Consider the following 22009-nt stretch of genomic DNA (forward strand, 5'->3'; position numbering starts at 1 on the left):
GGCAGCCGGAAGCGGGCCGAAAAAGCCCGGTGAGTCTACCAGAGAGGGTGTTCCGCTTCCAAGCAACGTCTTTAGTAACAGCAGGTTCCGGATAACACATCATGTTGCGATTTCTTACTTCCGGCGAGTCTCACGGCAAGGGTCTCATCTCCAACATAGAGGGTTTTCCGGCCCAGGTTCCCGTCGACGTGGATTTCATCAACGCCGATCTGCGGCGGCGCATGAGTGGATACGGGCGGGGCCTCCGCATGAAGATAGAGAGCGACCAGGTGGACATTTTCGCGGGTGTCCGCAACGGCGAGACGCTGGGGTCGCCCATCGCCTTCATCATCCACAACCGGGACTGGGTCAATTGGACCGAGGTCATGAGCGTGGAACCCAATCCCGAGGGCGTCCGCAAGCGGCAGGTCACGCGGCCGCGTCCGGGACACGCCGATCTCGTGGGGGCCTTGAAATACCAGTTCAGGGACATGCGCAACGTCCTGGAACGTTCCAGCGCGCGCGAAACCGCCTCCCGGGTGGCGGTCGGGGCCTTCTGCAAGCTGCTGCTCCGTGAACTGGGCATCCAGGTCTACAGCCACGTCATTTCGATTCGGAACGTTCGGATCTCGGACGAACTTCTGGACTCGGTGTCCATCGATCTGATCCCCCGGATCGAGTCCTCGGACCTGCGCTGCTGCGACCCGGATCTGGACGATGCCATGAAGGCGGCCGTGGACGACGCCATCGACCGGGGAGACACCTTGGGCGGAACCTTCGAAGTCCGCGCCGCCGGAGTTCCTCCGGGCCTGGGCAGCCATGTCCACTGGGACCGGAAACTGGACGGACGGCTCGCCCAGGCCCTCATGTCCATCAACGCCATCAAGGCCGTGGAAACCGGCAGCGGCTTGGAAAAGGCTCCCATGGGCAGCGAATTCCACGACGAGATCTTCTACGACGATGAGAAAAGGGAGTTCTACAGGAAGACCAACCGGGCCGGCGGCATCGAGGGTGGGACTTCCAACGGCCAGGAGATCATCGTTCGGGCCGTGGTCAAACCCATCGCCACCCTGAAGCGGCCGCTGATGTCGGTGAACCTGGAGACCAAGGAAGCCTTCAAGGCCCAGTACGAGCGGTCGGACACCTGCGTGGTTCCCGCAGCCGGAGTCATCGGCGAAGCCATGGTGGCCATCGTGCTGGTCCAGGCGATTCAGGAGAAGTTCGGCGGAGACAACCTGTCCGAACTCAAGAACAACCTGGAGAGCTTCCGTGAACGGGTGCGGGCCATGTGACCCGCGTTCCTGGAACTCGGAATGATCAGACCCATCCTCAAGTTCGGGGCTCCCGAACTTCAGCGCGAGAGTGAACCGGTCGAGACCTTCGACGGGAAGCTGCGGGATCTGGCCCGGGACTTGCTGGAGACCATGTACGCGGCCCCCGGAATCGGCTTGGCGGCCCCGCAGGTGGGGGTCAACCTCCGGCTCCTGGTCGTGGATATCAGTGCCGGGGAAGAGAAAGGGAACCAGATCGTTCTGGTCAATCCGGAGATCCTCGAGACTGAGGGGGAGCAGAAGGGGGAGGAGGGGTGCCTCAGCATCCCCGGATTCACCGCCATGGTGGACCGGCCGCAACGGATTCGAATCGCCGGGCAGGACACCCGGGGCCGTCGGGTCGAAGTGGAGGCCCAGGATCTTCTGGCACGGGCCCTATGCCATGAGGTGGACCACCTGGACGGCGTTCTCTATCTGGACCGGATTTCATTCTTCAAACGAGACCTGATCAAGCGCAAGATCCGGAAGCTGATCCGCTCCGGGGACTGGTGATGCGGGTCCTGTTTCTGGGCACGCCCGATTTCGCACGGACGTTTCTCGAGGCATTGGCTCAGAATCAAACCCGCCTCGGCCTGCGGTTGGCCGGCGTCGTCACTCAGCCGGACCGAAAAAGCGGCCGGGGACGCAAGCTGTCGCCGCCGCCCGTCAAGGTCGCCGCCCTTCAGTTCGGCCTGCCGATTTTCCAGTGCGCCAGAATCCGTGGAGACGCCGAGGCGCTGGAATTCCTCCGGCAAGCTCGGCCCGACGTGATGGTGGTCGTCGCCTTCGGACAGATTCTTCCCCGCGAGTTCTTCGCCTGGCCCCGTTTCGGCAGCCTCAATGTCCACACCTCCCTCCTGCCCCGATACCGCGGCGCCGCCCCCGTGGTCCACGCCATCCTGAACGGAGAGAAGGAGACCGGGGTGACCATCATGAAGTTGGACGAGGGCATGGATACCGGTGACGTGCTGGCTCAATCCACGACCCCCATCGGACCCGACGTCACATCGGGGGATCTGGAACGGCAACTCTCACGGCAGGGTGTCGAACTCCTGCTCGGGACCCTGCCCTCCTACCTCTCGGGCGAGCTCCAGGCGCGCCCCCAGGACCATGAGCGAGCGATTCTCGCCCCTCTCATCCGGAAAGACGACGCGCGGATCGACTGGACCCGGCCGGCATGCCGGATCCATGACCAGATCCGCGCCTTCAATCCCCGGCCCGGCGCCTTCACCTGTTTTCGCGGGGAGCGCCTGAAGATCTGGCGAAGCCGCAATCCACACGCCTCCGCCTTCCCGGTCCCGGACGGCCGGATTCGCACCACCGGCAAGGGCTCCATTCTGGTGGGATGCGGCCAAGGCACCTCGCTGGAACTCTTGGAACTCCAGTTGGCCAACCGCGGGCGCCTGCGGGCCCGGGACTTCACCAACGGGATGACACTGAGGTCGGGAGAACGCCTGGGAGTTGGAGGGTGAAGCCCACGGCCAGGTCGGTGGCCCTGCGGGTGCTCCTGGGCAGTGGCAGCGGCCGCCGGGTCTCCCTGAAAACCCATTTCGAATCCTCCGATTTCGGAGTTCTGCCGGACCGCGATCGGCGGCTGGCGACGGAGCTGGTCTACGGCGTCCTGCGAAACCAATCCCTCCTGGACTATCAACTGGATGGTTTGCTGGAGCGTTCCCGCGCCCGCCTGGATCCGGAAGTGCTCCAAGTATTGCGTGTGGGACTGTTTCAACTCAACCATCTGAGGATTCCGGAGCGGGCGGCGGTCCATGAGTCGGTCCGGCTCTGCCGGGAATTCCGCAAGGCCTCCGCCGCGCCTCTGGTCAACGCCGTCCTCCGCCGCTTTCTGCGCGACCGGCCCGCTGCTCCAAATTCCGGCGACACCCAGAGTCTGTCCATCCGCTACAGCCACCCCGAATGGCTCGTGCGCCGGTACCTCTCAAGATTCGGGTCCGAGGACGCGCGGACGATTCTGGAGCGAAACAACCGCCCGCCGGCGCTGTATCTTTGGGTCAATCCATTCCGGACGACGCGGACGAGCTTCTGCAGGCGGCTGGACCGGGAAGGCGTCCCTTTTCAACCTCATCCCCGCCTTCCCCATTGCGTCCGGGTGAATTCCAGGTCATTCGTCCGGCATCCCCTCTATCGGCGGGGCCACTGCTTCCTGATGAGTCCGGCCAGCCAGGAGGTCGCTCAACTCGGCGACCTCAGCGGGTGCCGGACGCTGGGCGATTTCTGCGCAGCTCCCGGGGGAAAGTCCTTCATTCTTCAGGCCCGCAAAAGATCCCGCGCCCGCCTGATCTCCTGCGACCTCAGCTTGTCCCGCCTGCGTCAGATGAAGGCCAGAGCCGGCCTCTACCGGATCCCACAGCTTGGGGCCGTTCAGGCCGATCTGGTCCATCCCCCGTTCCGGAGCCGTTTCGACTTCATCCTGCTGGACGTCCCGTGCACCGGGACCGCCACCCTGAGGGCCAATCCGGACATTCGGTGGCGGCTGGCCGAGGAAGACGTCCGACGATTGTCCCGGATTCAGCGCGCCCTCTTGCGGAGCAGTTTTCGAATGCTGCGCCCCGGAGGGCAGTTGGTCTACGCCACCTGTTCCACCGAGCCGGAGGAGAACCTTGAGGTGGTGGAGACTCTGCTCAACTCGGAACCGGAGGCCAAATTGGTGCGGCAGCCGGAGGAGGACTTCCTGAAGCGCGAGGCCTTCTTCGCCGCGTGGCTGGTGCGGACAGGAGGGGGGACTGTCAGTCCCCCCGTGACTCGCGGAATCGGGGGTTGAAGACCGCCGCTCACACGCTCATACGCTCGTTACTCTGGAGTTCGGCGACAAGGATGTCGCCGCTCCGTTCGGCGACAAGGATGTCGCCGCTCCGTTCGGCGACAGGAATGTCGCCGCTCCATTCGGTGACAAGAATGTCGTCGCTCCCAGCGCTTGGAGTCACCCCTGGCGGTGTGGTAGCGTGTTTGCTCCGCAGATAGATACCGGTCATGGTTTCCAGGAGAAGGAAGAAAAAGCGTTCGGCCAGACGGCGCAATCCGTTCGTGGCCGTGGTCAAGCTGGGCCTGTTGGCCGGCGTCCTGATGGTCGTTTTTCTCTTCAGCCTGATCATCAGCATGCGAGTGGCGACGCGGGCGACGGAGGTCGTGGTCCCGTCCCTCATCCGGACCGACATGGAGCAGGCCAGAAAAAAACTGGAAGCGTTGGGCCTGGGATTGGCCGTGGAGGGAGAAGTCTACGACGCGTCGATTCCCAACGGCGCCGTCGTCGCTCAGCTTCCCACTCCCGGCGTCCGCCTCAAGGCCAACGGCCGGGTCAGGGTGATGGTGAGCCTGGGAGTTCAGCATAAACCGGTCCCGGATCTCATCGGGTCCACACAGCGGGTCGCCCGCCTGATGTCGCAACAGTCGGGCTACGAGATCGGACACACCAGCGAGATCTTCCTCGCCGACGTGGGATCGGACCAGATCATCCGCCAGGTCCCCAACCCGGGGTCCACGGAAGTCCTCACGGCCCGCGTCGACGTCCTGGTGGGCAAGAAGCGGGTCCAGAGCTACATCATGCCTGATTTCAGGGACTTGAATCTGAACCGGGTGCGGTCCCTCATTCGGAAGAACGGCTTCGAGTCGCCGAAGGTCAATTACACCAGGGGGGCCAGGAGATCCCGGGGCAAGGTGGTCCGTCAATATCCCGAGGCGGGAAACATGTTGAAGGAAAACGATAAGATCATTCTGGAGGTCGCCAGCTGATGCCTTGGATCGCCCCATCTCTACTCTCGGCCGACTTTCTCGATCTGGGAGGCGCCGTCAGGGAAATGGAGCAGGCCGGATGCCGAATTCTGCACCTGGACGTCATGGATGGACATTTCGTTCCCAACCTGAGCTTCGGCCTGCCGGTGATCGAGGCGGTGCGCAAACAGACCGACCTGATCCTGGACGTCCACCTCATGATCTCGAACCCGGAAGACATGGCCGATGCGTTCATCGACGCGGGCGCCGACTATTTGAGCGTCCAATATGAAACAGTTCTGCATTTGGACCGTCTAATGGACAGGATCCGGGAAAAGGGGGCGAAGCCGGGCGTGGCGCTGAATCCTCACACACCGGTCGGCGTCCTGGAGGAAATCCTCCCCAAGTGCCACCACGTCATGATCATGTCGGTGAATCCGGGATTCTCGGGGCAGCGCTTCATTGCCACGAGCTTCGATAAAATGAGAAAATTGAGGGAGATGGCGGCCCGGGACAATCTCCGGGTCAAGATCGAGATCGACGGCGGCATCAAGCCAGCCAATACGCAGGATGCGGTTCGGGCCGGGGCCGAGATCATGGTGGCCGGTTCGGCCATCTTCGGAACGCCCTCTCCGGGTGAGACGTTTCGCCAGATGCAGACTCTCGCCGAGGAGGCTTGACCGTAATCTGAATGGGGACAGTGACAATGAGAACTGTTATCAGGCTGACCTTGCTGGCGAGCGCCCTGATCGTTCTGGCTTCCTGCGGCGGCCGCAAGGGCGCGGATCTGCAGGAGGGGGCGGTGGCGCCCGACAAGACCCTTTTCGAAAACGGGATGAAGTTCCTGGGCAAGAAGCACTTCATCAAGTCGCGCCTTTCCTTCCAGACGCTCATCAGCACTTATCCCGAGAGCGAATACACGCCGACCTCGTTCCTCTCCATCGCCGATTCGTACTACGAGGAAGGAGGCAAGGAGAACCTGCTCCAGGCCGAAGCCCAGTACAAGGACTTCATCATTTTCTACCCCACCCACGAGAGCGCCGACAACGCCCAGATGAGGATCGCCGCCATCAACTACCGGCTTATGAAGCCTCATGACCGGGACCCCACCTATACCCGCAAGGCGGAGATCGAACTGAAGAAGTTCCTGGATGACTTCCCGGACAGCGAGCTGGCGCCGACGGCGGAAGAGTTTCTCAGGCAGGTGCGCGAGGAATTGGCCAAGGGTGTCCACACGGTCGGCGCCTTCTATTTCGACCGGAAGAGGTATTCCGCCGCGGCCAACCGATTCGAGGAGGTGGTGGACGAATACAACGAGTTCAGCCGGCTCGACGAGAGCCTGTTTTACCTCGCTGATTCACTGGAGAATCTGGGACGGGTCGAGGAAGCGACGGTCTACTACTCCCGTGTGGCGCGAGAGTACGAATTCAGCCCCTACTTCGACAACGCCAGGGAGAAGCTGATCCTTCTGGAAAGGCCGGTTCCTCAACTGGACAAGGCCAAGGCCGCGCGGAACCTGGCACGCATGAAGCGGTACGAGAAGGAAGGATTCTCCATCCTCTCTCCTGTCCGAGGCGTCCTGGGGATCTTCACCGGGCGCGAGGACCCCTACGAAGTGGCGCGCCGCCGCGCCGAGCAACGCCAGATGGAGGAGTCCGGGGGCGACGAATCGCTCCGTTGACCGGATCCCGATCAGGCTCCGGACATCCCGGCATCAGCACTTCATCCGGGATTGAAATCCCGGTCCCGCCGCAGAGGAGCCCCTCTGCGAGTCTGCTATAATCCCTGCTTCTCCAAACCCGATCCAGCGATACAACCGGGGCATTCGGATTGATCAACCTGCCCAAGACCTACGAGCCGAAGCGAGTCGAACGGAAGTGGTACACCCTCTGGGAAGAGAGAGGCTACTTCAAGGGACGCACCGATTCCGGAAAGCCGGCCTACAGCATCGTGATCCCTCCTCCCAACGTCACCGGCTCCCTGCACATGGGACACGCCCTCAACTGCACTCTCCAGGACGTCTTGACCCGATGGAAGCGAATGAAGGGCTTCAACACCCTGTGGCTGCCGGGCACGGACCATGCGGGAATCGCCACCCAGAACGTGGTGGAACGCCAGTTGGCGGAGGAGGGAAAGACCCGTTCGGACCTGGGCCGGACCGCCTTCGAAAAACGGGTCTGGGAGTGGAAGAAGATCGCGGAAGACAACATTCTCTCCCAGATCCGCAAGCTGGGATGCTCCTGCGACTGGAGCCGCCAGAGGTTCACCTTGGACGAAGGCCTGTCCCGGGCCGTGAGAGAGGTCTTCGTGCGCCTCTACGAAGAGGGCCTCATCTACAAGGGGGAGTACCTGGTCAACTGGTGCCCCCGCTGCCGGACCGCCATCTCGGACCTTGAGGTGGAGTTCGCTCCCACGCGGGGCCACCTGTGGCATATCCGTTATCCGGTCAAGGGTTCGGACGAGTGTCTGGTGGTGGCCACCACTCGCCCCGAGACCATGTTGGGAGACACCGCTGTCGCGGTTCATCCCGATGACGGACGCTACCACCACGTTCGCGGCCGAACCGTCGTTCTGCCCTTGATGGACCGGGAAATCCCCATCATCGAGGACACCTTCGTGGACCGCGAATTCGGAACCGGAGCCGTGAAGGTCACCCCGGGGCATGACCCCAACGATTTCGAGGCGGGCCGGCGCCACCAACTGCCCATCGTGAAGGTGATCGACGAGGACGGCCGGATGACGGCCGACGCGGGAGCATTCGCCGGACTGGACCGCTACCAGGCCCGGCGGCAGGTTGCCGCCGAGTTGGAACGCCTGGGCTTGCTGGAGATGGTCGAGAAACACGATCACAACGTGGGACGGTGCCAGAGATGCTCGACGGTGGTGGAGCCTCTGGTTTCGACGCAGTGGTTCGTCAGGGTAAAGCCGCTGGCCCAGACCGCTCTCCAGGCAGTGGAGGAGGGGTCGACCGTCTTCGTCCCCGGCAACTACACGAAGATCTATTCCGATTGGATGACCAACATCCACGACTGGTGCATCAGCCGGCAGTTGTGGTGGGGACACCGCATCCCCGCCTGGACCTGCGAGGATTGCGACCACTCGACCGTGGCTCGAACCGAGCCCGAGGCCTGCTCCCGCTGCGGCAGTGCCCGCCAGGTCCAGGAATCGGATGTCCTGGACACCTGGTTCAGTTCCGGCCTCTGGCCCTTCTCCACTCTGGGATGGCCGGACCGGACGCGGGACCTGGAGACCTTCTATCCCACCAGCACTCTGGTCACGGGATTCGACATCATCTTCTTCTGGGTCGCCCGCATGATGATGCTGGGCCTCCGCTTCCGCGGTGACGTGCCGTTTCGCAGAGTGTTCATCACCGGACTGGTCCGCGACCAGCATGGACAGAAGATGTCCAAGTCCAAGGGAAACATCATCGACCCCCTGGAGGTCATCGAAGAGTACGGATGTGACGCCGTCCGCTTCACATTGGCGGTTTCATCCGCACCCGGAGCCGACATCCCCTTCTCCATCCGCCGGATGGCCGGCTACCGGGCCTTCTGCAACAAGATCTGGAACGGCGCCCGCTATCTGCTTTTGAACCTGGATCAGGGACTGACCGCCGATGAGGAGGAGATCGGCAGGCTCTGGGAGCAGGATTCCCTGCGGCTGGAGGACCGCTGGATTCTGGGCCGGCTCCAGCAGATCAACCAGGACACGGAAAGGAACCTGGAGCGGTTCTTCATTCACAGCGCCAGCAATGATCTCTACCATTTCTTCTGGCATGAGTTCTGCGACTGGTACGTCGAACTGATCAAAGGGCGAATCAGCGGCGGCGACACCGTTGCCGCCCAGGTCGCCGCCCATGTTCTGGAACGCTCCCTCCGACTGCTTCATCCCTTCGTGCCCTTCCTGACGGAGGAGCTTTGGCAGCGGCTTCCGCATGCGGGCGAGACCATCATGCTGGCCCCGTTTCCCGAGCCCCGGCCGGGATGGATCGACCAGGACCACATCGACCGCATGACCCAACTCCAGGAGTTGATCACGGCGCTGCGAACGGCCCGCGCCGAGAACAACATCGACCCCAGGAGGCGCCTTCCCGCCGAGTTCACCTGTTCGTTTCCGGTCCGCGATTTCCTGGAGTCGCAGAGCCACCACCTGAAGAATCTGGCCCGATTGAGCGAGATCGAGTTCCGGGACGGGCTGAGCCGGGAGGGACTGCGCATCACCGGCGTGGCCAACACGACCCAGTTCGCCCTGCGGCTGGACGAGGCCATCGATCTGGCCGCGGAGAAAGACCGGCTGCAACGGCAGATCGGACGGCTGGAGGAAGACCGGAGCCGGCTCGACCGCAAACTGGACAACGAAAACTTCGTTCGAAAGGCTCCGGCCCACATCGTGGACGGCGCGCGCCGGCGCCGCCAGGAGGTCGGGACGAAGCTGAAACGGCTTCAGGACATGCTCCATGGACTTCCTGAGCCTTGATCCCCTGCTTCGCCAAGCCCTCCAAGAGGACCTGGGACGAGGAGACATTACGACCGAGGCCATACTGCAGGCCAACCCCCGTGCCGATGGGGTCGGGACGGCCCGGGTTCTGGCTCGGCAGCGAATGATTCTGGCGGGATGGCCGGTCTTTCTCCGGGTTTTTCGGCTGCTGGGCCCGGTCACCGGCCAAGCCCGGTACGGCGAAGGGGATTGGGTCGAGCCGGGCTGCCTGGGAACCCTGGAGGGGCCCGTTTCCACCCTCCTGCAGGCCGAGAGAGTCGCCTTGAATTTCCTCCAGCGGCTCTGCGGGATCGCCACCCGGACCCGCGGCTGCGTGGACCGGGTCGGTTCCAGCCGTGTCCGCGTCCTGGACACTCGGAAGACGACGCCACTCTGGCGCAACCTGGAGAAATACGCGGTCAGAATGGGGGGCGGTCAGAACCACCGGATGGGTTTGGATGACGGCGTCCTCATCAAGGAGAACCACATCGCCGCCGCCGGGGGCGTCCGGGCGGCCGTCGAGGCGTGCCGGGAGCGCTCCGGACATCTGCAGCAGATCCGGGTGGAGGTCACCAACCAGCAAGAACTGGCCGCGGCTCTGGACACGGGTGCGGACGCCGTCCTGCTGGACAACATGACGGTGGAGCAGGTCCGGCGGTCCGTCGCCGCCTGCGCCGGCCGGTGTCTGGTGGAGGCCTCGGGGGGCATCACCCGCCGGAACCTTCAAGCTTACGCCGAGACCGGCGTCGACTTCATTTCCATGGGCTCCCTGACCCACTCCGTCGCCTCCAGCGACATCAGCCTGATGCTGGATGTTGGCGGACCCTGAGTTCGAAGATGCGTTTCAGGCAGTTGGACTACATGGCCAGAGTCGACTCGACCAGCGACTACCTGAAGCCGTTCATCGAATCGGGGAAGGCCCGAATGGCCGTCGCCGAAGAGCAGACCGGAGGACGCGGACGCTTTGGACGATCCTGGCATTCCCCCGCAGGCATGGGACTCTACGCGTCCTATCTCTGCTTTCCCGCCTCCGAGATCCGCCAGGCGGAGGACCTGACCCGGGCCGCGGCCCTGGGTGTGGTTCGAGCCATTGGCGCCTGGAGCGGAACGGGGGCGCCGCTCGGCATCAAGCTGCCCAACGACGTCCTGTTGAAAGGCAGGAAATGCGCCGGCATTCTCATCGAAATGGGGACCCAGACGGATCGAATCCAGTGGGCCATCATCGGCATCGGAGTCAACCTCTTTCATCGGTCGTTCCCCGACGAATTGGCCTCCACGGCCACCTCCCTGTCTCTGGAGGGAATACGCGTCCCGAATCTGATGACTTTCTTTCGGGAGCTGACGCGCCAACTGGAGCGGACCCTGTCGAGCCTGGAACAGGGTCACCGGCGTCAACTCACGGTGGCTTTCCAGGAATACATCCTGGCCGGCGGGGGCAACGAACGATGAACCCCTCAACGCCGAAAGAGCGGCCCGGTTATTTCGAACGCCTGAAAAGTGCGCTTCAGGCGACCCGCCGGGAACTGAGCCGCAGGATGGACGAATTGCTGGGACCCCGGGAGAGCCCCATCTCCCCGGATCAACTGGAGGAGCTGGAGTATCTTCTCATCGGGGCCGACCTGGGTGTCGAGACCAGCGAAAGCCTGGTGGCGAAGATCCGTCAGAGCAGCCGGGGAAAACGGCCCATCAGTTCCGGGCAGGCGCGCAGACTCCTGGCTTCCGAGCTCCTCGAACTGTTCGAGGTTCCCGGTTGGCAGGAAGAATGGGCCGCCAGACCGCATGTGGTCCTGGTGGTGGGAGTCAACGGTGTGGGCAAGACCACGACCATCGGCAAACTGGCCCACCGTTACGCCCGGGCCGGCAGGAGCACCATCGTCGCGGCGTCGGACACGTTTCGCGCCGCCGCCGTGGAACAGTTGAGCGTCTGGTGCCGCCGCAGTGGGGCCGATCTTGTCATGCAGCGGGGCGGGACCGATCCCGCGGCGGTCTTGCACGACGCCTTGCAGGCGGCGAAGGCCCGCAACAAGGACGTCCTCCTCGCCGACACGGCCGGCCGGCTGCACACCAAGCGGAATCTGATGGAAGAGGTCAAGAAAATGGCCCGGGTCGCAGGCCGGCTGGTCCCCGGAGCGCCCCATGACGTCTACCTGGTTCTGGACGCGACGACGGGACAGAACGGTCTCATCCAGGCTCGGGAGTTCTTGACCGCCCTCGGCGTCACCGGAATCGTCGTCACCAAGCTGGACGGCACGGCGAAAGGGGGGATCGTCGCGGCGATCGCCAGTCAACTGAAGATCCCCATCCGTTTCGTCGGCACGGGAGAAGGGCTGGAGGACCTGGCGCCCTTCGATCGTCAGACCTTTGTGGACTCCATCCTCACCTGAACACCGGCGCCACGGCCGCCTGCATGGCCGCCTTGATGCCGGCCCCCAGGTCGACGGGAGCGCCCAGTTCCAGAAGACAGATCTCGATGGCCGAAATCACCGCGAAGACATCCACCAGATCGAAATAGCCCAGGTGTCCGATACGGATGATCTTCCCCTTCAGCACGCCCTGCCCGCCCGCCACGACGATCCCGAAGCGCTCCTGAAGATGCTGGATCAGTCTGGCCGCGTCGATCCCGGGAGGCGGAAAGCATGCAGTCAAGGCGTTGGCCGGCGCGGAGGAGAGTTGCCTGAAACCGAGGGCTTCCAATCCTCTCCGCGTGCAACGCGCCCGGACCTCGACCTGCTCCAGAATCCGGTCCAGGCCCTGATCGACCATTTCTCGGCTCGTCCGGTTCAAGGCCTGCACCAGGGCCACGGCGGGGGTCAGTCCCGTCTGTCCCCGGCGCTGCCCGTTCACTTCCTTGAGGAGATCGAAATAGAACCGGGGTCCGGGACAAGCCCGGATGGTTTCCAATGCCCTGGGGCTCAGAGACAAAAAGGACAGGCCGGGCGGGATGGCAAACGCCTTCTGGGCGCCGCCGATGACCACGTCCAGACCCCAGGCGTCCGTCTCCACCGGCTGACTCCCCAGAGCCGTAATCGCGTCCACCACCACCAGAACGCCGGGGCAACGGCTGCGGACCGTCCGAGCGATGGATTCCAGGTCGTGGATGGTGGCCGTGGAACTCTCGCAGCCCTGGATCAACAGGGCACGGATATCCGGGTTGGCCTCCAGAGCCCGTTGGATCTCCAGGGCCGAGGCCGCTTCACCGTACGGTTTCTCCAGAACGTCGCACGGAACGTTGAAGGCTCGGCAGATTCGGACCCAGCGATCACCGAATTTTCCGGCCGAGACGGCCAGGGCACGGGACTCGGAGGAGAGGAGGTTGCTCACCGCGGCTTCCATGGCTCCGGTTCCGGATGCGGTGAGGATGACGACGTCGTTCCTGGTTTTGAAGAGAGCCTGAAGGTGGGTTCGGGTCTCGAGAAGCAATTCCCGGAACTCGTCCTTGCGATGGTGGACCAGGGGACTGGCCATGGCCAATTGCGCAGACGGCGCGACCGGAGTCGGTCCTGGGGTGAATATCCGGGTTCGCCTCATGCGGCGCATAATATCACGGCGCCAAACCCGGACTCCGGGAAAGAGAGTGGGTCAAATCAGTCGATTGCCCGCCTTCAGGCCGAAACGGCGACCGAGCCGGATCGCAACAGCGAGAGCCGCGGAGCGGCGGCGCATCCCGCCCGGATCCCCACCCAACCGGGCAGAATCCCGGCGAAGACGTTGCGAAAGTCCACCGTGTGAACCAGGTCTCCGGACGGCGTCAACTCATGGGGAGACAGGCCCGGGTGGCGCCCGTGAAGCCCCGCGAAGACCCTCTTTCCCACGATGAATACGGGATTGGCGGTTCCGTGGTCGGTGCCGAAAGTCTCATTCTCCGCCAGACGCCGTCCGAACTCGCTGAAGATCACGACGACCACATGCTCGTCCCGGCCTCGGCGGGTCAGGTCGTCCAGGAAGCCGGTAACGGCCGCGGAGAGCATGGAGAGGAGCCGGGCATGGATCCCCCGGGTCGGATTCCCCGGGACAACCTGAAAGGCATGGGTGTCGAAGCCGCCCATGGACGTGTAGAACACCCGCACTCCCGTCCCGGCTGCGATGCACCGGGCGACGACCGCCAGATTCGCCCCAAGAGCTCCGTCCGTCACCCGCATTCCAAGTTCCGGCAGGCATCGGCGGTCCGGACTGTCCCCCTCCGCCGCCGTTCCCACCCGCGCCGTATGCCAGATCTTTCTGGACCGAAAATGGGATCGATTCGGATCGGGATAGCCCACTCCCTGAACCAGAGCCACCTTTCCCCCGTCGAACAGCCTTTTGAACCCGTCCAGGGAGGGATGGAATCCGACGGCGTCGTCCAGCTTCAGGACGTCCGCGGGAGGAATCGCCAGATTCGGACGCTGCCGGTAGTAGTCCTCCAGGCCATGCGGGACCACCGTGTTGAGACCATCGCAGCCCCCAGCCAACTCAATGAACACCGATACCGGCCGCGGGTCGATACTCCCCGCCGGCGAACGAATGCCGGCGGCCAGAGAGACGCCGGAAACCAGGCACGACTTCCGGAGAAACTCTCGCCGTTTCACCTGATCCTCCGGTGTTTTCCAGCCTTGGGAGTTCGCCGCATCCCGTGGAGACTTTCGACGCAGCTTCCTATACTACAGCATGAACAGTCGGCGATTCGGCCGATATGGCGACGGGGGTGGCATCTTGCGACTGAGACACGCGATCTGCAGTGAGATCTTTGGGGAACAGGACCTGGCCCAAACCTGCCGAACGGTCCACGCACTCGGATACCGGGGTCTGGAGGTGGCTCCGTTCACGCTGGCCGACTCGGTGGATGAGATCCCGCCCCGGCAGCGGCGGCAGATTCGGCAGACCATCGAAGGAGAGGGAATGGTCTGCTCGGGGATCCACTGGCTCCTGGTCAAGCCCAAGGGGCTGCATCTGACGACTCGGGACCGGACCCTGAGGGACAAGAGTTGGTCCTATCTCTCGCGCCTCATCGACTTCTGCGGTGACCTGGGCGGACATCTCATGATCCTCGGCTCGCCCCAACAGCGGAGCACTCGGGACGGAATGACGGCCCGGGAAGCACTGGGCCGGCTCGCCGAGGGTCTGGCCGAGCTGGCTCCCTCGGCGCGCGAGCGGGAGGTGACGCTCCTGATGGAGGCCGTTTCGAGCGAGGAGACGGATGTGGTCTCCACTCTGGCGGAGGCGGTCGAAGTGGTGGACCGGGTCGCCCACAGTCATGTCCAGACCATGTTCGATTGCCACAACGCCGCCGACGAGGGGGGCGACTTCCTCCACCTGGCCGAGCGTTACTGGTCCCGAATACGCCACGTTCACGTCAACGAGATCGACGGCCGCCATCCCGGCACCGGAGACGTGGACTTCGAACGCCTCCTGCGATTCCTGCGGGATCGGAACTATGGAGGCTGGGTCTCCTTGGAGGTCTTCGATTTCCGGGCCGGCGGCGAGCGTATCGCCCGGGAAAGCATCTCATACCTCCGGGAGATTGAATCGAGGCTGGAATCGGCCTCGGACCGTTGACACCATCATGTTCCCATGCCGAGCGGACGGCTTGGACCGTCGTGACTTCCTGATCGCCACGGCGGGCCTCGGATCGTCGGCCGGCTCCCTGTTTGCGACCGCACCGAGGCCGCAGGGGCCTCCCGGGCGGAGAAGGACCGGACCCATGAAAATCACCGGATTGAAGACCTACATGTTCAACGTGCCGACCGGAAGTCCTCCCCCCAGGAAGGGAGTCCGACGGAGCATCGCCAGCACCTTCAAGACCTGGCTGTTCCTGAAGATCGAGACCGATACGGAACTCTCGGGCTGGGGCGAGGGGAGCATCGAATGGCTCTCGCCGGTAATCAGGACGACGCTGGAGGGCTGGCGGGAACTCCTGGTGGGGCAGGACCCGCTCAACGTGGTCGCTCTCTGCGACGACATCTCGGACCGCCTCCCCTGGAAGGGGGGACCGGTCCTGGGTACGGCCCTGGCGGCGGTGAACATGGCCCTCTACGACATCGCCGGAAAAGCCTGGGGGGTCCCGGTCTACCAGATCCTGGGCGGCCGGAAGCGGGACCGCATCCGCGTCTACCATGGCGGCATCAGCTTCGAATCCGTCCAGGAAGCCGTGGCCAAGGCGCGGGCCGCCGTCGCCTCGGGCGTTCGAGGTCTCAAGGGGAACCCTCTGGAGATGCGGACGTGGCCCATGGACCGGGCCGCCTTGGACGAGTGCGTCCGAATCGTGGCGGCGGTCCGGGAGGAGGTGGGACCGGAGATCGACCTGATGCTGGACACCCACGGCAGTCCCAATCCGGCCCTGGCCATCGCCTTCGCCGAAGCCGTGGCGCCCTACAAGCCGCTCTTCCTGGAGGAGCCTTGCAAGGTCGGGTCCATCGCGGCGCTCAAGGAGATCTCGGCGCGCAGTCCGGTTCCCATCGCCACCGGGGAAAAATTCTTCTCCTACCGGGAGTTCAAGGAAGTCATCGATGCCCGCGCCTGCGCCTTTCTCCAGCCCGACCTGAGCCATGCCTTCGGAATCACCCAGTTCCTGGCCGTCTCGCGCCTGGCCGAGGAGGCGCAGATCCTGATGGCGCCCCACAACGCGTCGGGACCGGTCCATTTGGCAGCCCTGTTTCAGGCGGACGCCGTCATCTCCAATTTTCTGGTCCAGGAAGCCTGGGGATTGGAGCGGATGGACCGGTACGTGGAGCACGACCTCACGCTGACAGACGGCCACGTCCGGCTCAGCGACCGGCCCGGCCTCGGGATCCGGGTCAAGGAAACCGACATCGCCAAGCTCCGCTATGACGCCGACATGTCCTACCGCCAGTACCGTCACGCCGACGGCAGTTGGAAGGGTTGGTAGGAGGAGCCGCGGTTTTCCTACCGCCGACCAGGGGGGGTGGGGACGGCAACACATCCATTGAATCCAGCGATATCCCAAGAGATCCCGGAATATCTTATAAGTGGTTGTTTGTCTTTAGGTTAGACCTGTTCTCACCCCGTTTCTTCCTCCCCTGACGTCCCTTGATATCCATCTCCATCCCGTTTCTTATGGTGTAATGGGTGATGTAATCAGTGCTCCCCTTTTGCCCCGGAAAACCAAGCCGAAGGGCCGCCACCCCCACAAGGCGCTCTCCGAAAAAGGGGAGGATGTGGAGGTTTCGCCGTTCTTCTCGGGGGCCGGGGATCCGACGCAGATCGGGAAGCCTCACGGATCTCTTGGCTTGAGCATGCGGTAGCCGACTTGGCGCTCGGTAGAGATGTAGGTTGGCCGGGCCGCGTCATCGCCCAGCTTGCGGCGGAGTCTCTTCACGAAGGCGTGCACGATCCGATGATCTCCCAAGTCCCGCCGGTCCCAGACTTGGCGCAGCAGAGAATCGTACGTCAGGATCCGGCCCGCGTTGACCGAAAGTACTCGGAGCAGTTCGTATTCGGTTACCGTCAGTGGCACCGGCCGCCCGGCCATGGTCACTTGGCGGTCCTCGTAGTGGATGTCCAGATCCCCCGATCGGAAGGATCTGGGCGGTCGGTGTCGCCGGCGCAGGGCCGCCTGAACCCTCGCCGTCAATTCCGTCTTCGAGAACGGCTTGACGATGTAATCGGCGGCACCCATCTCCAAGGCTCTTGCGATCGTCTCATCTCTTTTGTAGCCGGAAATGAAGATGACTGGCAGATCGGCCATCTCGGGGACGCGCTCCATCAACTCGAGACCGTCCGTCCCCGGCAGCATGAGGTCCAGCAGGACCAGCCGGGGTTGCTTCACCTGGATCAGGCGGGACACCTCTCGAGGATCGCCAGTAACCAGCGGTCTATAGCCGGCCGCCGCGAGCGCGTCCCGTACGTACCGTAGCGTCTGAGGGTCGTCGTCCACCACAAGGATTCGTGTTTGCCCCTGATCTTCGCGAGGAAAAGGGGGTGAACTTCGGACGATACCCGTCGCGGCGTCAATCCCGGCGTCGGCCGCCACCGGAATCGTGAAGGTGAACCGGGCGCCCAGACCATCCCCTTCACTCTCGGCCCGAATGCGTCCGCCGTGGGCCTCCACCAGGCCCTTGCAGATGGCCAGACCCAGGCCGGACCCGCGGATCCCCCGATCGCCGCCCACACGCGCGTGCTTGCGGAAAAGGTGCGGCAGCAGATCCGGCGGCACCCCCCGGCCTTCGTCCGACACGGAGACCGCCACGTGAACGTCCTCGTGAACCGCAGTGATCCGGATCGGTGCGGACACGGGTGAGTGCCGGGCAGCGTTGGCAAGGAGGTTGTTCATGACCTGAATGATGCGCTGCCGGTCGGCCATCACCCGGGGGAGATCCAGCGGCAGGTCAATGTGGACGGCGTGTCTGCCCCCGCCACTCAGGAACGTGTTCCTGGCCTGGTCCACCAAGCTGGCCACGTCCAAAGGCTCAGGGGAGACCGACAGTGTGCCCGTCTCGATGTGGCCCGCATCCAGCAGATCGTTAATCAAACCACGCATATGATCGGCCTGCCCGTCGATGAGACGGATAATCTGGAGAATCTCGGCCAGATTCGGTTCCGGCAGGGTGCTCAGCACAGTGGTGGTCGAGCCCTTGATGGAGATCAGCGGGGCCCGCAACTCGTGACTCACCAGGCTCAGGAACTCGGCCCGCAACCGCTCCAAATCCTCCAGCGGAGCCAGATCCTGCATCGTGACGACCACCGACTCATTCGTTCCGGTCTCGGAACGAATCGGCACAGCGTTCATCAGCATCGTGACACTCCGGCCGTCTGGCACTTGGACGACGATCTCCTCGGCGCGGATCGGCACCGCGTCGCTCAGCGCCTGCACCGCGGGAACTTCCTCCAGCGAGATCTCCCATCCGTCCGGGCTCCGCAACGTCACTATCTCCAGCAGCTCCTCCACACCGTGGCCCGGCGAGAGCAGGCCTCCGACAATCCGCTTCGCCTCCCGATTGACGGACAACACTTTGCCCGACTTGACATCGAGGACCGCGACGCCCACCGGCGAGATGTCGACCAGGGTCTCCAGATCGGCCCTGGCCCGCTCCTCGTCCCGGTAGGTCCGGGCGTTGGCGATGGCCGCTGCCGCCTGCGACCCGAACAGCACGAGAATCTCTTCGTCCTCTCTCGTGAACTCCCTGCTGCCTTCCTTCCGGGCGAGAAAGAAGCTGCCGACGTGGACGCCCCGATGACGCATCGGCGTTACCTGGAAAGTCTTCATCCACATCAAGTGCGGGGAAATGCCGAGCGACCGGACATAGCCGGGAAGATTCCGCAGTCTGATCGGTCCCGGGAGGTCCCGCAAATGCTCGAAGAGCCGTAGCCCGGCGGGCCAATCCGTCAACTGCTGGTGTTCTTCCACAGTGAAGCCGGAAGAGACGAAGTCCTCGACCTGCCCTGAGGCATCGAGGGTCGTGATGACGCCGCAGTCGGCTCCCGTCAGCTCACGGGCGCTTTCCACGATCTCGCGCAGCACCGTGTCGAGGTCGAGGCTCGCGCTGATTCGCAGGCTGGCCGCGGTGAGCCTGGAGATGCGGTTCCGCAGCAGTTCGTTCTCCTCCCTCAGTTCGTCCAGATTCTGCATACGCTCCTCCTTACCGGATCCCGGACCGGGCCTCGGTTCGGCATCTCCATACATCGGACAAGAATTCATAATGTCGGCAGCAGACAAGCACAAATTGTCATATGGAATTCACTTCGTCACCGTATGTCCGATCTGGAACATTTATACAATGCTGTGGTTCGGGATCCGAGGGTTCGTAAGAACGACCCCCGGCGCCAGAGGTTATCCAAATGCCAGCTTCCGCAGCAAACGAATTATCCGAGCGCCAAATCACCCATCGCGGCGGACAGCGCATCCTATCCTGCCAATGATTGTAGGGGTCCTAGCGCTGCTTTTAGCATTGCCTGCCCTACTGGCGGAGCGCATCCGCAGCGAATTGAGAGAAGACGGCGTGCACGTGCGGACCGCCCTGGTCCCGTCCGCACCGGAACGAAACGGTCTGCGGATTCCGGCCGCCAAGCGGGCCGGAATCCTATCAATCCACGGTGCGGCGGCTTTCGAGGGTTACCTGGTCGTCTTGATCTGGCAGGTCTTTCGGGGAGCTCGGATCTCTATCTTCACCACCACCGTATTCACCATTGGGGTTTCGGTCCTGATCGCGGTTTTCCTCTCGGGGTTACTGACAGAAACGGTCCGGTTTTTTTGAGGGTACGGATGAAATCTGAACGCCCGCCCGCCCGTGCGCTTAGGGAACAATCCGGGCAACGAACTGTTGTGGGAGCCACCATCACCATCAAGGGGGAGGTGAGTGGAGGTCAGGATCTACTCGTCTTGGGTCGGATCGAAGGTCGCATATCGCTTCCCGGATGCAACATCACCGTGGGACAGGGAGCCTGGGTCAAGGCCAACTTGGTAGGAAAACGGATTCGGGTCGACGGCGCTGTGGAAGGGCACCTTCAGGGCGAAGAGAAGATCCACGTGACCGGTTGCGTCCAGGGCGACCTGTTCGCTCCCCAATTGGTTCTGGAAAACGGGTGCCGATATCGTGGCACCGTCGACACGGGAGTTTAATCCCGGTCTTTCGCGAAATGATCCCGTTTCAGATTCGAGTGGCGGTTCCGTCTACGGCCGTGAAGTCTGACTCAGATCCGTGGGAGATCGTTCGGCTATGAGAAACGAGTTGGGGATCTTGGTCCTTCTAGTCCTAATTCCAGAGGCGGATATCCCGGCGCAACAGAACAAGACCTGGTCTGGCCGAAACCTGACAGGAGCTGATCTGAGCGGCCAAGATTTGCGCGGCTCCGATTTCCGGGACGCGGACCTCACGAGGGCAACCCTGATGCGGGCGGATCTCAGGGAGGCGAATCTAACGGGAGGGAGCTAGGACGAACGGATCTGACCGGGGCGAAGCTGGAGGGAACGATCCTGACCGGCGAGCCCTCCGGAAGATGACCAAGCCAGGGACCGCACCCCACAGTGAAACCCCCGATTCGGAGATGGTTTCTCATCGCCTGATCGGACAATCGCCGATGATGATCGATGTCCCGGGCCAAATATCCAAGACACCTGTGCGTGAACCATTGTCACTGCCGAAGCGAGGCAACCGCAAAGGAGTACAAAATGCCTGCAGAACCTATAGTGTCCATCGTTCTGATTTCGGTGCTGGTGGCCTCATCGGTGCTCCAGGCTGGTCCGATCCAGCCCGCGGTCCACACCGTTGACAGGTGATTGGACTGGCCGCTGATGTGCCGATGGGAGGTTCCCGAGCCCTTGGCCACCGCCGATGTCCGCACGGAGGACGGCACCCGCATCCTCTTGCGCCGGCACGGCAACGCAAAGGGACCGCGACTTGTTCTGAGCCACGGCAACGGCCTGGCAATCGATCTCTACTACCCGTTCTGGTCGCTGCTCGCCGATCGCTTCGACCTCGTCGTCTACGACTTCCGCAACCACGGCAGAAACCCGCTGAGCCCCGTTCCGAGCCACAATGTGGCGACGTTCGCATCGGACAACGAGGATGTCTTCCGGGGGATCACGCGACATTTCGGGCTCAAGCCGTGGATCGGCGTATTCCATTCGTTGTCGGCAGTGACGATCCTGCACCATGATCCACCGGGAGCCGATGCGAGTGCCCTCGTGCTCTTTGATCCCCCGATCTACGCGACCAGCGGTGACCCGCTGGAAGTCGATCGGATGTGTCAGCGCTTCCGGAAGCGTACCTCGCGGCGCCAGACTTGGTTCGAGCACAGGAGACACTTCGCCAAGGTTTTTCGCGAATCGCCCTTATTGGCGCGGCTGCTTCCCGGTGTCCCGGAACTCGCCGGGCGGGTACTCCTCCGTCCGGTGGGCGACGGAGACGGCTTCGAGCTTCGCTGTCCGCTGGACTACGAGGCGAGCATATACGAGTACTTCTTCGCCTACATCTATGAACCGGAATCAAGCACCCTCACCTGCCCCGTCAAGGTGATTGGCGCGGACCCGACCCTGTCCTTCTCATTCCTGCCGAGCCTCACCCTTGGCGGAATGACCACCGTCGATTACGATTTCGTTCCAGAGACGACCCACTACCTCCAACTGGAGAACCCGAACGAGTGTGCCGCCATCCTGGTTCGTTTCCTGGAACGACGGGGTTTCGCGTGACGGAGTCATTTCCAATACGCAGAGCCTGAACAAGTCCAGGGGGGAGGAGTGACCGGCGAAGCACCAGGCGGGTGACAGTTGATGTCGAACCGAAACGCCCGTGACGACGAACGCGGTTCCTGTCCAAAGGCACGAAGATGCCTAAAGGCCGCGGAGCACCACCACCGGCGGGAACGCCTTCGCGGCGACGTCGGATTCGGGGAGAGCGGGCAGCGGCCCGGCCACAACCATTTACGGTAACGTACGTTACCGACAATAATTCGGCAGCGACGCGGAGAGGCCACACTCAGCAGCTCTCACTTTTGAGACTGTCCCTAAGGCGCTGTATGGCGCTGTATCGTTCCTCCGAATTGGCCGGCGTCTACCTAGCGCGGCAGGGCGGAACATTGTGCCGGAG

At 63.2% G+C, this 22009-nt stretch carries 21 protein-coding genes; 17 read left to right on the forward strand and 4 right to left on the reverse strand.

From position 1 onward, the window contains the following. The first annotated feature begins 104 nt into the window (after nucleotides 1–104). Genes aroC through OXT71_11795 form a run of 4 tightly spaced genes read left to right on the forward strand, consistent with a single transcriptional unit; the run spans nucleotide 105 to nucleotide 4068 of the window. Nucleotides 105–1271 (forward strand): chorismate synthase, encoded by a 1167-nt coding sequence (gene aroC / locus OXT71_11780; protein ID MDE2927068.1) that lies wholly within the window; start codon nucleotides 105–107, stop codon nucleotides 1269–1271. A gap of 21 nt (nucleotides 1272–1292) precedes the next feature. Continuing rightward, nucleotides 1293–1802 (forward strand): peptide deformylase, encoded by a 510-nt coding sequence (gene def / locus OXT71_11785; protein ID MDE2927069.1) that lies wholly within the window; start codon nucleotides 1293–1295, stop codon nucleotides 1800–1802. Beyond that, nucleotides 1802–2761 (forward strand): methionyl-tRNA formyltransferase, encoded by a 960-nt coding sequence (fmt, locus tag OXT71_11790; GenBank protein MDE2927070.1) that lies wholly within the window; start codon nucleotides 1802–1804, stop codon nucleotides 2759–2761. The genes def and fmt overlap by 1 nt, the downstream gene beginning before the upstream one ends. Further along, complete coding sequence (locus tag OXT71_11795) at nucleotides 2758–4068, forward strand: 16S rRNA (cytosine(967)-C(5))-methyltransferase RsmB (GenBank protein ID MDE2927071.1); 1311 nt, start codon at nucleotides 2758–2760, stop codon at nucleotides 4066–4068. The genes fmt and OXT71_11795 overlap by 4 nt, the downstream gene beginning before the upstream one ends. A gap of 10 nt (nucleotides 4069–4078) precedes the next feature. Here OXT71_11795 and OXT71_11800 read toward each other — a convergent pair whose 3' ends face one another. Further along, nucleotides 4079–4279 carry a hypothetical protein gene (locus OXT71_11800; GenBank protein ID MDE2927072.1) on the reverse strand — a complete coding sequence of 67 codons (201 nt, stop codon included), beginning with the start codon at nucleotides 4277–4279 and terminating at the stop codon, nucleotides 4079–4081. Between OXT71_11800 and OXT71_11805 the strand changes: the two genes are divergently transcribed. From OXT71_11805 to ftsY, 7 genes are all read left to right on the forward strand, one after another. Beyond that, nucleotides 4278–5036 carry a PASTA domain-containing protein gene (locus OXT71_11805; protein MDE2927073.1) on the forward strand — a complete coding sequence of 253 codons (759 nt, stop codon included), beginning with the start codon at nucleotides 4278–4280 and terminating at the stop codon, nucleotides 5034–5036. The genes OXT71_11800 and OXT71_11805 overlap by 2 nt on opposite strands. Further along, nucleotides 5036–5695, forward strand: a complete 660-nt coding sequence (gene rpe, locus OXT71_11810; protein MDE2927074.1) for a ribulose-phosphate 3-epimerase — start codon at nucleotides 5036–5038, stop codon at nucleotides 5693–5695. The genes OXT71_11805 and rpe overlap by 1 nt, the downstream gene beginning before the upstream one ends. A 26-nt stretch (nucleotides 5696–5721) precedes the next feature. Continuing rightward, nucleotides 5722–6696, forward strand: coding sequence for an outer membrane protein assembly factor BamD (gene bamD / locus OXT71_11815; GenBank protein MDE2927075.1), 975 nt, complete (start codon nucleotides 5722–5724; stop codon nucleotides 6694–6696). Between the two features lie 149 nt (nucleotides 6697–6845). Then, a complete protein-coding gene (locus OXT71_11820) occupies nucleotides 6846–9491 on the forward strand; it encodes a valine--tRNA ligase (GenBank protein ID MDE2927076.1) in 2646 nt (881 codons plus the stop codon). Beyond that, a complete protein-coding gene (gene nadC, locus OXT71_11825) occupies nucleotides 9472–10320 on the forward strand; it encodes a carboxylating nicotinate-nucleotide diphosphorylase (protein ID MDE2927077.1) in 849 nt (282 codons plus the stop codon). Before OXT71_11820 ends, nadC begins: the two co-directional genes overlap by 20 nt. Before the next feature lie 8 nt (nucleotides 10321–10328). Further along, nucleotides 10329–10940 carry a biotin--[acetyl-CoA-carboxylase] ligase gene (locus OXT71_11830; GenBank protein ID MDE2927078.1) on the forward strand — a complete coding sequence of 204 codons (612 nt, stop codon included), beginning with the start codon at nucleotides 10329–10331 and terminating at the stop codon, nucleotides 10938–10940. After that, nucleotides 10937–11875, forward strand: coding sequence for a signal recognition particle-docking protein FtsY (gene ftsY / locus OXT71_11835; GenBank protein MDE2927079.1), 939 nt, complete (start codon nucleotides 10937–10939; stop codon nucleotides 11873–11875). Before OXT71_11830 ends, ftsY begins: the two co-directional genes overlap by 4 nt. On the opposite strand, the gene OXT71_11840 is transcribed toward ftsY, so the two are convergent. Beyond that, complete coding sequence (locus tag OXT71_11840; GenBank protein MDE2927080.1) at nucleotides 11868–13019, reverse strand: alanine--glyoxylate aminotransferase family protein; 1152 nt, start codon at nucleotides 13017–13019, stop codon at nucleotides 11868–11870. The genes ftsY and OXT71_11840 overlap by 8 nt on opposite strands. A gap of 74 nt (nucleotides 13020–13093) precedes the next feature. Continuing rightward, nucleotides 13094–14056 (reverse strand): DUF1501 domain-containing protein, encoded by a 963-nt coding sequence (locus tag OXT71_11845; protein MDE2927081.1) that lies wholly within the window; start codon nucleotides 14054–14056, stop codon nucleotides 13094–13096. Between the two features lie 124 nt (nucleotides 14057–14180). Between OXT71_11845 and OXT71_11850 the strand changes: the two genes are divergently transcribed. Next, on the forward strand, nucleotides 14181–15023 hold the full coding sequence (locus OXT71_11850) for a sugar phosphate isomerase/epimerase (GenBank protein MDE2927082.1): 843 nt from the start codon (nucleotides 14181–14183) through the stop codon (nucleotides 15021–15023). Between the two features lie 145 nt (nucleotides 15024–15168). Beyond that, the gene (locus OXT71_11855) at nucleotides 15169–16353 is read left to right on the forward strand and encodes a mandelate racemase/muconate lactonizing enzyme family protein (GenBank protein MDE2927083.1); all 1185 of its coding nucleotides are present in this window, start codon (nucleotides 15169–15171) and stop codon (nucleotides 16351–16353) included. A gap of 345 nt (nucleotides 16354–16698) precedes the next feature. On the opposite strand, the gene OXT71_11860 is transcribed toward OXT71_11855, so the two are convergent. Continuing rightward, nucleotides 16699–19053, reverse strand: a complete 2355-nt coding sequence (locus tag OXT71_11860; GenBank protein ID MDE2927084.1) for a response regulator — start codon at nucleotides 19051–19053, stop codon at nucleotides 16699–16701. A gap of 355 nt (nucleotides 19054–19408) precedes the next feature. Here OXT71_11860 and OXT71_11865 point away from each other — a divergent pair, with 355 nt between their 5' ends. The 4 genes from OXT71_11865 to OXT71_11880 all read left to right on the forward strand — a co-directional run bounded on the left by OXT71_11865 (nucleotide 19409) and on the right by OXT71_11880 (nucleotide 21612). After that, nucleotides 19409–19678: a hypothetical protein gene (locus OXT71_11865; protein MDE2927085.1), complete on the forward strand. Its 270-nt coding sequence runs from the start codon at nucleotides 19409–19411 to the stop codon at nucleotides 19676–19678. Between the two features lie 8 nt (nucleotides 19679–19686). Continuing rightward, nucleotides 19687–20043 (forward strand): polymer-forming cytoskeletal protein, encoded by a 357-nt coding sequence (locus tag OXT71_11870; protein ID MDE2927086.1) that lies wholly within the window; start codon nucleotides 19687–19689, stop codon nucleotides 20041–20043. A 97-nt stretch (nucleotides 20044–20140) separates the two neighbouring features. After that, a complete protein-coding gene (locus OXT71_11875) occupies nucleotides 20141–20356 on the forward strand; it encodes a pentapeptide repeat-containing protein (protein ID MDE2927087.1) in 216 nt (71 codons plus the stop codon). A 359-nt stretch (nucleotides 20357–20715) separates the two neighbouring features. Beyond that, complete coding sequence (locus OXT71_11880) at nucleotides 20716–21612, forward strand: alpha/beta hydrolase (protein ID MDE2927088.1); 897 nt, start codon at nucleotides 20716–20718, stop codon at nucleotides 21610–21612. Nucleotides 21613–22009: the final 397 nt, after the last annotated feature.

It is taken from the genome of Acidobacteriota bacterium (assembly GCA_028874215.1).
Lineage (GTDB): Bacteria > Acidobacteriota > UBA6911 > RPQK01 > JAJDTT01 > JAJDTT01.